Source organism: Pseudomonas syringae (assembly GCF_002157375.1).
In the GTDB taxonomy this organism is placed as follows: domain Bacteria; phylum Pseudomonadota; class Gammaproteobacteria; order Pseudomonadales; family Pseudomonadaceae; genus Aquipseudomonas; species Aquipseudomonas syringae_T.
This window is the reverse complement of the sequence record NZ_MTSA01000003.1, coordinates 100,289-114,261: the sequence shown is the minus strand read 5'-3', so window position 1 is coordinate 114,261 and position 13,973 is coordinate 100,289. Positions and strand designations below refer to the sequence as shown.

1 protein-coding gene (cut by a window edge) is annotated in these 13,973 nt (G+C 63.9%); it reads left to right on the top strand.

Annotated elements, in window-relative coordinates; all coding sequences use genetic code 11:
- Nucleotides 1-13,973: the 3' portion of a non-ribosomal peptide synthetase gene (locus tag BW686_RS04075; protein ID WP_084914477.1), read on the top strand. It extends 3,805 nt beyond the left edge of the window; the window shows 13,973 of its 17,778 coding nt (coding positions 3,806-17,778); the start codon falls outside the window, past its left edge; it ends in the stop codon at nt 13,971-13,973.

Here is a 13,973-nt window from a genome sequence, read left to right as displayed (position 1 = left end):
CTGACGGCTGGTCGCTGGGCGTACTGACCCGCGAGCTGACCGCGCTGTATCAGGCGTTCAGTCAAGGGCTGGACGATCCGCTTCCCGCGCTGGCGCTGCAATATGGCGATTACGCCGTGTGGCAACGCCACTGGCTGGATGGCGAAAGGTTGAGCCATCAGGGCGACTACTGGCAGCAGGCGCTTGCGGGTGCGCCGGTCTTGCTGACGTTGCCGACTGACCGTCCACGCCCTGCGCATCAGGACTACACGGGGGCCAGCGTTGCGCTGAATCTCGATACGCGTCTGAGCGCCGACCTCAGAGCCTTCTGCCAGGCGCAGTCGGTGACACCGTTCATGGTGTTCATGGGGGCCTGGGCCGTATTGCTGGCGCGGTTGTCCGGCCAGGAGGAGGTGGTTGTCGGCATGCCGGTTGCCAACCGCCGTCGTGCCGACATCGAAGGCCTGATCGGTCTGTTCGTCAATACTCTGGCTGTGCGCGTCGATACCTCGGGCGAGCCTGATGTCATGACGCTGCTGGCCCGCATCAAGGCGCGCGTGGTGGAAGCGCAGGACCATCAGGACCTGCCTTTCGAGCAAGTGGTGGAACGTCTGCGGCCGCCCCGCAGCCTGGCGCATAGCCCGTTATTCCAGGCATCGCTGACTTGGGACGGCAGCCAGGGGCTGGACTTGCAACTGGGCGATCTGCAGCTCGAACCGCTGGAAGAGCAGGCCGCTTTCGCAAAATTCGACCTGGCGCTGAGCGTCAGCGACAGCACCGATCATTTCCGCTGCATCGTGGAATATGCCACGGCGCTGTTTGACCGCAGCACCGTCGAACGTCATCTGGGTTATCTGGAGGCGATACTGCGGGGCATGGTCGCTGGCAGTCAGACGGTGCCGAATCACATTCCGCTCCTGTCGGAGGCCGAGCGTCGCCAGTTGGTCGACGGTTTCAATGCCCCCGACAGGGTTTATCCGCAAGGAGTGACCCTGCACAGCCAGTTTGAAGCGCAAGTGCAGCGCACGCCGGATGCGATTGCTGTGAGCTTTGAAGACACAGCGTGGAGCTACGCGACACTCAATGCCCAGGCCAACAAGATCGCGCATCGGCTGATCGGCATGGGCATCGGTGTGGACGACCGGGTCGCCATTTGCACACCGCGCGGCCTGCAGATGATCGCGGGCCTGCTGGGGATTCTCAAGGCCGGTGCCGCCTACGTGCCACTGGACCCGGCTTATCCTCTGGAACGTCTGGCCTACACACTCGGCGACAGCGCGCCGGTGGCGTTGTTGACCCAGCGGTCAGTGCATGACGCCTTGCCGGTGTCAGAAGTGCCAGTGGTCAGTCTCGATGACGCCGATTTGCAGGACGAATCCGACGCTGATCCGCAGGTGTCGGTCAAGCCTTCGAGCCTGGCGTATGTGATCTACACCTCAGGTTCCACCGGCCTGCCCAAAGGCGTGATGATCGAACACCGAAACGTTGCGCGGCTGTTCTCGGCCACCGAAGACTGGTTCAGCTTCAACGATCAGGATGTCTGGGCGCTGTTCCACTCGTTCGCCTTCGACTTCTCGGTCTGGGAAATCTGGGGGGCGTTGCTGCACGGTGGACGTCTGTTGATCGTGCCGCAGCTGGTCAGTCGCTCGCCTGAAGACTTTTATGCACTGCTGTGCCGTGACGGGGTGACGGTGCTCAATCAGACGCCGAGCGCGTTCCGCCAACTGATTGCTGCCCAGGGCGAGAACGGGCAGGCGCATTCGTTGCGTAAGGTGATTTTCGGCGGTGAGGCACTGGAAACAGCCATGCTCAAGCCGTGGTATGCCCGCAACGTGAACGCCGGAACACACTTGGTAAACATGTACGGCATCACCGAAACCACGGTGCATGTGACCTATTACCCGGTGCTGCCTGAAGACGCGCAGCGCGTCGGCGCCAGCCCGATCGGCAGGCGCATCCCCGATTTGCAGCTGTATGTCCTCGATGCCCGCGGCGAGCCGGTGCCGGTGGGTGTGGTCGGCGAGCTGTATGTCGGCGGCGCCGGTGTGGCACGGGGCTACCTGAACCGTGAAGCACTGACGGCCGAACGTTTCCTCGACAACCCGTTCAGCCACGCACCGGATGCACGCATTTACCGCACCGGTGACCTCGGTCGCTGGATGGCCGACGGCAGCCTGGAATACCTGGGCCGTAACGACGAGCAAGTCAAGATTCGCGGTTTCCGTATCGAACTGGGCGAGATCGCGTCTCGCCTGAATGATCACCCGGATGTCATCGACGCGGTGGTGATTGCGCGTGAGGACGTGCCGGGAGACAAGCGTCTGGTTGCCTATTACACCTGCGCTGAAGACAAAACCGGGCTGGACATCGAGCAGTTGCGTGCCTGGCTGTCGGAGCTGCTGCCGGATTACATGGTGCCTGCGGCTTTTGTACGGCTTGCCGGCCTGCCGGTGACGGCCAACGGCAAACTGGACCGCAAAAGCCTGCCGGCGCCGGATCGCGACAGCGTCGCCAGCCGGGCCTATGAGGCGCCGCAAGGTGCGACCGAAATCGCCCTGGCCAGGCTCTGGGCCGAGCTGTTGCAGGTCGATCAGGTAGGTCGTCAGGATAACTTCTTCGAATCGGGCGGCCATTCATTGCTCGCCGTGACCCTGATTGCGCGCATGCGGCGTCTGGACATGAAAGCGGACATTCGCGTTCTTTTTGTCCAGCCAACCCTGGCGGCGCTGGCTGCGGCTGTCGGTCAGGACACTGAAATCAAAGTGCCGGCCAACCTGATCGATGCGCACTGCCAGCGCATCACGCCCGAACTGCTGCCCCTGGTGGCGCTGGATCAGCCCGCGATTGATCGTATCGTCGCGCAAGTGCCGGGCGGTGCCGCCAATGTGCAGGATATCTATCCGCTGGGCCCATTGCAGACAGGCATCCTTTACCACCACCTGAAAGCCGGGGACAGCGATCCTTATCTGTTGCAGCCGGAGTTCGCGTTCGCTGATGCGTCGCGTCTGGACGCTTTTTGCCATGCATTGCAGCGCGTGATCGAGCGCAACGATATTCTGCGCACCGCGTTGTTATGGGAAGGTTTGCAGGCGCCGGTTCAAGTGGTCTGGCGCCAGGCCCCTCTGCGCGTCCAGGAAACAGCATTGCACGATCTTTTCAATGCACCCCGCATGGAACTGACCCACGCGCCACTGATGCATCTGGTCTATGCCCATGACCCGAGCAACCAGCGGATTGCAGCGGTACTGCGCTATCACCATGTGATCATGGACCACATAGCCCTTGATGTATTGAGTCATGAGTTGCAGGCCATATTGCTGGACGACGAAGCCCGGCTTGCAGCCCCCGTGCCGTATCGAAACTACATCGCCCACGTCCTGCAAGGGCCGGGCGACGACGCCCATGAAGCGTTCTTCCGCGAGCAGTTGGGCGATGTCGATGAGCCGACCTTGCCTTACGGTCTGGCAATGGCGTCCGCCGAGCAGATTCCTGGCGAGGCCCGGCTCACGCTGGAGGGCGACCTGTGCCGTCAGGTCCGCGATCAGGCAAGGCAATTGGGGGTCAGCGCCGCCACCGTGATGCACCTGGCCTGGGCTCAAGTGCTGGGGCAATTGTCCGGGCGCGACAGCGTGGTCTTCGGCACCGTGCTGTTTGGACGTTTGCGCGGCGGGGAAGGGGGTGAACGCGCATTGGGTGTGTTTATCAATACCTTGCCATTGCGCATGGATCTGAGCGGCCATTGCGCGCGCAGTGCGGTGCTCGACCTCCATGCCCGTCTGGTCGGCATGTTCGCTCACGAGCATGCTCAGTTGGCTCTGGCCCAGCGATGCAGTGCCTTGCCGGCTGGCGCGCCGTTGTTCAATACGTTGCTCAACTACCGCCACAGCGCCGAGCCTGAGGTCGATGACCAGGCGAACAGCGCTGCATGGCAAGGGATCGAGGTCGTACACGCGGAAGAACGCAGCAACTACCCGCTGACCTTGAGTGTCGATGACTTCGGCGACAGTTTCGGCCTGACGGCGCAGGCGGCACCGGGTATTGATCCGCAACGGATTTGCGCCTACGTGCAGCAAGCCCTTGTGCATCTGGTGCAGGCACTGGAACAGCAATCGGAAACCGCCCTGATCGAGTCGTCCGTAGTGCCGCCCGCAGAGCGCGAACGTTTGCTGACCGCGTTCAACGATACCCGGCGCGACTACCCCCGCGAGCAACCCGTGCATCGTCTGTTCGAACGTCGCGCGGCGCTTCATCCGCATGCCATTGCGGCCTTGCACGGCCGACGCTCGCTGACCTATGGCGAGTTGAACGAACGGGCCAACCACCTTGCCCATTACCTGATGGCACAAGGCGTCAAGCCGAGCGACCATGTCGCGGTTCTGCTGCCTCGTTCGCTGGAATTGCTGATCAGCCAACTGGCCATCGGCAAGTGCGCGGCGACCTACGTGCCGCTCGACGTCAATGCACCTGCCGATCGCCAGAACTACATGCTCGAAGACTGCCAGGCGGTGTGCGTTCTGACCCAGAGCGCCACATCGATTGCGGCTTCGGTGCGACGTATCGATCTGGATCATCTGCACCTCGACGACCAGCCTGCTCATGACCCGGGCTTGCCACAAACCTCGGACACTGCGGCCTACGTCATGTACACCTCGGGTTCCACAGGGGCGCCAAAAGGCGTGCGCGTGCCTCATCGCGGTATCGCCCGTCTGGTGCTGAACAACAGTTACGCCGACCTCAACGAACAGGACAGCATCGCCTTCGTCTCGAACCCCGCGTTCGATGCCAGCACGCTGGAAGTCTGGGGTGCCTTGCTCAACGGCGGGCAGATTTTCATCATCGAACACAGCACGCTGATCGATCCGGTACGGTTCAGTGCGGCGCTGCGCCACGGCAACGTCAGCGTGCTGTTCCTCACGACCGCGTTGTTCAATCAGTACGTGCAACTGATTCCCGAGGCCCTCGTCGGCCTGCGGATGCTGATATCAGGCGGCGAACGCGCGGATCCGGTCAGTTTCCGGACGATGCTTGCTCAGGCGCCGGGCCTGCATCTGCTGAACGCTTACGGGCCGACCGAGACCACCACCTTTGCCACCGCCTGCGATGTGCGGGTACTGGCTGAAAGCGCCGAATCGGTGCCCATCGGACGCCCCATCGGCAACACTCGACTTTACGTCCTGGACGCCCACCAGCGCCTGGCCCCGTTAGGTGCAATCGGCGAACTGTATATCGGTGGCGACGGTGTGGCGCTGGGCTATCTGAACCGCCCGGAGCTGACGGACGAGAAGTTCATCGCCGACCCGTTCAGCACTCAGCCCGGCGCCACGATGTACCGCACCGGGGACCTGGGGCGCTGGCTGGAAGACGGACAGCTGGAATGCCTGGGTCGCAATGACGATCAGGTCAAGATACGTGGCTTCCGCATCGAACTTGGCGAGATCGTCAATTGCCTGCACCAGTTGCCGGGCATCAGGGATGCAGTGGTCATGGCCCGCGAAGACGAGCCGGGCAACGTGCGTCTGGTCGCCTACTTCACCGGTCAGCCGGAGGTTGAAGCGCCTTCCCCCGAGCAGATGCGTGCTCATGTGCAGGCCAGCCTGCCGGAGTACATGGTTCCGGGCGCTTTTATCGAGCTGACAGCGTTACCCCTGACGGCGAACGGCAAGCTGGACATGCGGGCACTGCCCAAACCCGATCACGCCTCGCTGTTCAGCATGGCCTACGAGCCGCCGCAGGGTGATATTGAAATCGCGCTGGCGCAGATCTGGGCCGAGGTGTTGCAGGTAGAGCGGGTGGGCCGCTATGACCACTTTTTTGATCTGGGCGGGCATTCCCTGCTGGCCATGCGCATGGTTTCGCAGGTGCGCCAGCAACTGGGCATGGAGTTACCACTGGGTGAGCTTTTTGCGCTGGGTGAACTGGCAGCGGTTGCTGCTGCGCTGGCCGGTGCCGGACGCAGCGAACTGTCTCTGATCCTGCCTGCGCCGCGTGACCAGTCGTTGCCACTGTCGTTCGCCCAGCAACGGTTGTGGTTCCTAGCCCAGCTCGAAGGCGGCAGTGAGGCGTACAACATTCCGTTGGCCCTGAGCCTGCGAGGCGCGCTGGATGTCACGGCGCTGACGACGGCCGTGTCGCGCATCGTCGAGCGCCATGAAACCCTGCGCAGCCGGTTCATCGGTCGCGAGGAGGGCGCCGAGGTGGTGTTCGCCTCCATGCCTGCCAACCCGCTGCTGCACGTCGAAGACCTGCGTCAGCACCCGGACGTGCTGAACGAGCGCGTTGTCGCAGAGGCAGCGGCACCTTTTGACCTGGCGCGTGGACCGTTGATCCGGGGCAGCCTGTTGCAGCTGGAGGACCAGCGTCACGTGTTGCTGCTGACCGTACACCACATCGTCGCCGACGGCTGGTCGATGGGCGTGCTGACGCGTGAACTGCTGGCGTTGTACTCGGCCTTTCGCCAGGGCAAGGCCGATCCGCTGCCCGCGCTGGCCATTCAATACGCAGACTACGCGGTCTGGCAGCAAAGCTGGATGAGCGGCGAGCGCCTGCAACACCAGGCTGCCTATTGGCACCAGACCCTGGACGGCGCGCCGACGCTGCTGACCTTGCCGACCGACCGTGTACGTCCGGCGCAACAGGATTTTGCCGGTGCCAGCCTGACGATCCGACTGGAGGGGCCGCTGACCGCAGGTTTGCGTGCATTGGCGCAGCGCCAGGGTGTGACGCTGTACATGATCCTGATGACGGCGTGGGCTGCGCTGCTGGCGCGTCTTTCCGGGCAGACCGACGTTGTCGTCGGCAGCCCTATTGCAGGGCGCGGTCGCGCTGAACTGGAGGGGCTGATCGGGCTTTTCGTCAATACCCTGGCCGTGCGTATCGACATGTCATCGGACGCTACCGGTGAAGCCTTGCTGGCCCAGGTCAGGACTCGGGTGCTGGAGGCTCAGGATCACCAGGATCTGCCGTTCGAGCAGGTGGTGGAAATCGTTCGCCCGGCACGCAGCCTGGCGCACGCGCCGCTGTTCCAGACCACGCTCAACTGGCTGGCCGGTGATACCAAGCTGCCCGACATGGAGGGTTTGTCGCTGGCATTGGTCGAGCAAAGCACGCAGGTTGCCAAGTTCGACTTGTCGCTGAACCTCGGCGAACACGGGGATGCGCTGGTCGGCACGCTGGATTACGCAACGGCGCTGTTCGATGAAACCACCGTGCAGCGCTATGGCGATTATTTCGAGCAGTTGCTGCACGCATTGGTCTCTGACCAGCAGGCAGTGCTCGCGCAGGTGCCGTTGGTGGGCAAACAGGAGCGTCAGTATCTGTTGGAGGGCCTCAACGATACCGGCCTGAGCTTCGCACAACACCAGACTGTTCATGGCTTGATAGAGGCTCAGGCTGCACGTTTGCCCGCCGCCATCGCGGCGCAGGTCGGCGAGCAATCGCTGAGTTATGGCGAGCTGAATCGAAAAGCGAACAGCCTTGCTCATTATCTGATCGGTCTTGGCGTGTGCCCGGATGATCGTGTTGCGGTGGTCGCACGTCGCGGGCTGGACACGCTGGTGGGCTTGCTGGCCGTGCTCAAGGCCGGTGCCTGCTATGTGCCGGTGGATCCGGCGCATCCGGGTGAGCGCATTGCCTATCTGCTGAGCGACAGCGCGCCGGTGGCGGTGCTGGCGCAACACACCGTCATCAAGCATCTGCCCGCACTGAGCGTACCGGTGATCGCGCTGGATCGGCCGCAATGGCTTGAGCAACCGCACAACCCGGTCGTGGCGGGGCTGACCTCCACCGACCTTGCCTATGTGATCTACACCTCCGGCTCGACCGGGCAACCGAAAGGCGTGATGGTCGAACACGGCACCCTGGCCAATCTGGTGTACTGGCACTGCCAGGCCTTCGACCTGCACGCAGGCAGCCACACCGCCAGCGTGGCCGGTTTCGGCTTCGACGCGATGGCCTGGGAAGTCTGGCCGGCCCTGTGCGCCGGGGCGACGCTGCACGTGCCGCCTGCGGACGTCAGCAACGAGCAACTCGACGCCCTGCTGGACTGGTGGATCGCCCAGCCGTTGCAAGTCGCCTTCCTGCCGACGCCGGTGGCTGAATATGCGTTCAGCCGCGAATTGCGCCACCCGACCCTGAAAACCCTGCTGATCGGCGGTGACCGCCTGCGTCAGTTCCACCGCGATCCGGGTTTTGCCGTGATCAACAACTATGGTCCGACCGAAACCACCGTCGTCGCCACCTCGGGCCGCCTGCTGCCCGACGGCAACCTCGATATCGGTAAACCCATCGCCAATACCCGCGCGTATCTGCTGGACGACCGCCAGCAACTGGTGCCACTGGGCGTTGCCGGCGAGTTGTACATCGGCGGTGAAGGCGTGGCGCGCGGTTATCTGAACCAGCCGCAACTGACCGCCGAGCGTTTCCTGCGCGACCCGTTCGCGGAGCGACCGCAGGCGCGTATGTACCGCACCGGTGACCTGGCGCGCTGGAACGCTGATGGCACGCTGGAGTACCTGGGCCGTAACGACGATCAGGTGAAGATCCGTGGTGTGCGGATCGAACTGGGCGAAATCGAGGCGCAACTGGCGCAGTTGCCGGGCATCGAAGAAGCGCTGGTGCTGGCCCGCGAGGACGAGCCGGGCCAGCCCCGTCTGGTGGCTTACTTCATCGAACGCGCCAAGGGTTCGCCCGTCGGCGTGGCCGGGCTGCGTACCGGAATGCTGGCCCGTCTGCCGGGTTACATGGTGCCGAGCGCATTCGTGCGTCTTGACGCGTGGCCGCTGACCGCCAATGGCAAGGTTGATCGACGAGCCTTGCCTGCGCCGGATCGCGAGGCATTGCCGGGGCGTGAATACGAGGCGCCGCAAGGCGACCTGGAAACGGCCCTTGCTGAGATCTGGGCGGATTTGCTGCAGGTCGAGCAAGTAGGCCGCCACGACCACTTCTTCGAACTGGGCGGGCACTCGCTGCTGGCCGTGACGCTGATTGCGCGCATGCGTCGCCGTGGCATGGACGCGGACATCCGCGTGCTGTTCGCTCAGCCGACCCTGGCAGCGCTGGCCAGCGCGGTGGGCAGTGGCAATCAGGTGAAGGTACCGGCCAACCGGATCGGCGCCGACTGCACCTGGATCACGCCGGACCTGCTGCCGCTGGTGACCCTGGATCAGGAAGGGATCGACCGCGTGGTCGCCAGTGTGCAAGGCGGTGCGTGCAACGTGCAGGACATCTATCCGCTGGGGCCTTTGCAAGCGGGGATTTTCTACCATTACCTGTCAGCCGGCGAGGATGACCCTTACCGTTTGCAGGCGCGCTTTGCATTTGCCGACCGCTCGCGTCTGGACGCTTTTTGTCAGGCGCTGCAAAAGGTCATCGACCGCAACGACGTGCTGCGCACGTCGCTGTATTGGGAAGGCCTGGAAACACCGGTACAGGTCGTGTGGCGGCATGCCGCACTGCCAGTGATCGAAGTGCCTCTGGCGGCGCTGGACGCTGCCGAGCCACTGAGCCTGGTGCGTGCGCCGTTGCTGCGTCTGGTGCATGCCGATGACCCGGCCAACCAGCGTATCGTCGCCGTGCTGATGTTCCACCACCTGATCATGGACCACGTTGCCCTTGACCTGCTGAGCCAGGAATTGCAGGCCGTGTTGCTCGATCAGGAGGCGCTGCTGCCCGCGCCGGTGCCTTACCGCAATTACATCGCGCACACCTTGCTGGGACCGGCGGATGGGGCCCATGAGGCGTTCTTCCGCGAGCAGTTGGGCGATCTGGACGAGCCGACCTTGCCGTACGCCCAGACGTCGTTGCCGGGGCCTGAAGTATCCGGTGAAGCGAGACTGCGTCTGGATTCGATGTTGAGCCAGCGCGTCCGCGATCAGGTACGGCAATTGGGCGTAAGCCCGGCCAGCCTGATGCACTTGGCCTGGGCGCAGGTGCTGGGCCACTTGTCCGGCCGCGATCAGGTGGTGTTCGGCACCGTGCTGATCGGTCGTATGAGTGGCACTGAAGGGGCAGAGCGCACGCTCGGGGTGTTTATCAACACCTTGCCGCTGCGCATCGACCTCGCTGATCAGACGGCACGCGATGCCGTGTTGCAGACTCACCAGCGTCTGACCGGGCTGCTCGCTCACGAGCATGCTTCACTGGCTCTGGCCCAGCGTTGCAGCGCGTTACCCGCGGGCGCGCCATTGTTCAGCGCGTTGCTGAATTACCGCCACAGCTCCGTCCCGCAGGGCCATGACCACGCGGCCGACAAGGCCTGGCAAGGCATCGAATTGCTGCAGACGGGCGAGCGCAGCAGTTACCCGCTGACGCTCAGCGTCGATGACCTGGGTGAGGCGTTCAACCTGACCGCGCTGACCTCGACAGGCATTGATGCTCAGCGGGTTTGCGCGTACCTGGCCTGCGCCGTGGAAAATCTGGTGTCGGCCCTGGAACAGGCGCCGCTGACGCCGGTTCAGGCACTGCACATTCTGCCTGCCACCGAACGAAGCGAATTGCTTGAAGGTTTCAATGCCCACAAGGCCGGGCCCGAAAGCACGCTGACGATTCAGCAGCGCATCGAACAGCATGCCCTCAACCAGCCCGATGCCGTGGCGGCACAGGTGGGTGATCAGCAGCTGACTTACGCCGAACTGAATCGGCACGCCAATGCACTGGCCCATCACCTGATCGGTCTGGGCGTAAGCCCGGATGACCGCGTGGCAGTGGTGGCGCGCCGTGGTCTGGAGACACTGACCGGGTTGCTGGCGGTGCTGAAAGCCGGGGCGAGTTACGTGCCGGTCGACCCGGCACACCCGGACGAACGTCTCGGGTACCTGCTCGAAGACAGCACACCGGTGGTGGTGCTGGCTCAATCCGACCTGCTGGCTCGCCTGCCGGAACTGCCCGTCCCGGTGATTTCGCTGGATCGCGCGGACTGGCCACAACGTTTCGACAACCCGCACGTGCCGGGAATGACAACAAGGCACCTGGCCTATGTGATCTACACCTCAGGCTCTACCGGGTTGCCGAAAGGCGTCATGGTCGAACACCGGACGCTGAACAATCTGGTGGACTGGCACTGTCAGGCTTTCGACCTTCATGCTGGCAGCCACACGGCCAGTGTCGCCGGGTTTGGCTTTGACGCGATGGCCTGGGAAGTCTGGCCCGCATTATGCGCTGGGGCCGTGCTGCACTTGCCGCCGGCAGAGATCGGCAATGAACAGCTCGATCTGCTGCTCGACTGGTGGCTGGCGCAGCCGTTGCAGGTGTCGTTCCTGCCCACGCCAGTGGCCGAGTACGCCTTCAGCCGCGAGCTGCGCCACCCGACGCTGCAGACCCTGCTGATCGGTGGCGACCGCTTGCGTCATTTCAACCGTGACCCGGGCTTTGCCGTCATCAACAACTATGGGCCGACGGAAACCACGGTAGTGGCCAGTTCGGGGCTGATGGAACCGGGCAAAGTGCTGCACATCGGCAAACCGGTGACGCATGCCGCGCTGTACGTGCTGGACTCGCGCGGTCAGCCCGTGCCGCTCGGCGTACCCGGCGAGCTGTACATCGGCGGTGCCGGTGTGGCACGGGGCTACCTGAATCGTCCGGACCTGACTGCCGAGCGCTTCCTCGACGATCCGTTCGCCAACGTGCCGGAGGCGCGTATGTACCGTACGGGCGATCTGGTGCGCTGGCTGGCGGACGGGACGCTGGAATACCTGGGGCGCAACGACGACCAGGTGAAGATTCGCGGTGTGCGTATCGAACTGGGCGAAATCGAACAGCAGCTTGCCCAATGCCCGGGCATCGGCGAAGCCGTCGTAACCACCCAGCGCCTGGAAGATGGCGCGTTGCGACTGGTGGGTTACTTCACCCGTCGCGATGCGACACTCGACAGCGCCAGGCTGCGCGCGCATTTGCTGGGCGTGCTGCCGGAATACATGGTGCCTGCGGTCTATGTAGGCCTTGATGCACTGCCGTTGACCCAGAACGGCAAGGTCGACCGCAAGGCCTTGCCCGCACCGGATATGGACGCGTTGGCAAACGTCGTTTACCAGGCGCCATCCTCTGCGCTGGAGGAGCGTCTGGCGCAACGGTGGGCCGAGGTTCTTGAGGTCGGCCGCATCGGCAGGCACGACAGCTTCTTTGAGCTGGGCGGGCATTCGCTGCTGGCGATCCGTCTGGTCAGCCTGCTGCAGAAGGACGGGTTGCCACTGACCCTGGCCGAACTGTTCCAGCACCCGAGCATTGCTGCCCTGGCCGGTTTGCTTGACCAGCGCCCGGCCTTGTCAGCCGAGGCTCAGGAGATCATTACGGTGCGGGCGGGCGGCAGCGAGCCACCGCTGTTCCTGGTCCATGATTTCACCGGCCTCGACGCCTATTTCCCGGTGCTCGGGCAACATTTGCAGGGCGACTTCCCGATCTACGGCTTGCCGGGCATCGGGCTGGGCCAGCAGCAACTGCGCACGCTGGAATGCCTGGCAGCCCGGCTGGTGGAGCGTATTCGTCAGGTCCAGCCACGCGGTCCTTACCGGCTGGCGGGCTGGTCGTTCGGCGGGGTGGTGGCTTACGAGGTCGCCACTCAGTTGCTCGGCATGGACGAGGCGGTTACGTTCCTGGGCTTGATCGACAGCTATGTGCCACGCCTGACCGATCAGGGCAAAGCGCGCTGGCAAGGGCCGGACCTGCTGGAGCGGCAACTGCTGTCGCACTGCACCGCGCACTGGGAAGAAACCAGAGACTCAGCAGCCGCTGCAGCCTTGGCGCGTCTCAATGCGTTGCGCGAGCAGACCACGCTGCCGGACTTCGACGCGTTATTGCAGCTGTGTCGCGACGAGCATCTGCTTTACAACGAACTGGCTGAGGCAAGCGACCGACAATTGCGCCACTACCTGGAGCGTGAGGTCGCACACGGTCACGCGCTGGCCCATTACCAGCTCGAGCCGCTGGACATGCCCGTCCACTTGTTCTGCGCCGAGCAGCGTCCGATGGCGCCGCCTGGCACCAGCGACACACTGGGCTGGGGCGAGACGCTGGCAACCGGTCAACTGCAGTGCATCAGTGTGCCGGGTGATCACATGAGCATGATGCAGGCGCCCAATGTGAGTGTGCTCGGTCAACGCATTGCGCAGGCACTGGCCAGCGTGCCCGTCACGCCGCCTTCGGCCCCGGCTTCTCAGTCGCTGCTGGCGATCCAGAGCGGGCTGGAGGGTCACGCCCCGCTGTTCTGCGTACCAGGGGCCGGCGACAGTGTCACCGGTTTTATCGGGCTGGCCGAGGCGCTGGGGCGTGACTGGCCAATCTACGGGTTGCAGCCACGCGGGCTGGACGGTCGCAGCGTTCCGCACAGTCGGGTAGAGGCGGCCGCTCAAAGCTACGTGCAAGCAATCGAGGCGATATACCCGCACGGCCCTTTGCATCTGGTCGGGCATTCCTTTGGTGGCTGGGCGGCGCACGCGATGGCGGTAAAACTCCAGGCTCGTGGCCGAGAGGTTGCGTCGCTGACCCTGATCGACAGCGAAGCCCCTGGCGGTGATGGCCTGGCCAGCAAACCCTACACGGCCACGGCTGCGCTGGAGCGGTTGATCGAAGCGCTGCAATTGTCCAGCGGCAAGCGCCTGGAACTGGATCCGCTGAGCTTTGCCGATTGCGATGGCAGCACTCAACTGCACCTGTTACAGGAAGCGATGGTGCGCGCCGGTCTGCTGCCGCCGCGTATGGCGCCCCAGGCCCTGCAAGGGATTGTTCGCACATTTGCCAGCGCCTTGCGCACTGTGTACCGGCCGCATCCCGGAGGTTACAGCGGTCGGGCCAGTCTGGTGCTGGTGGATGATCCGCATCTGGATGCGCTGGACAATCAGCTTGAGCAGGCGTCGTCCGCTGCGGCGTGGCAACATTTGTTGCCGCAACTGGCGGTCTGGGAAGGGCCGGGCAACCACTTCAGTGTCCTCAAGGCGCCGGACGTGTACAGCCTGGCGGCCTGGTGGTATGACGGGCTGGCGATGGGCGTAGGGGAAACTCAGTGA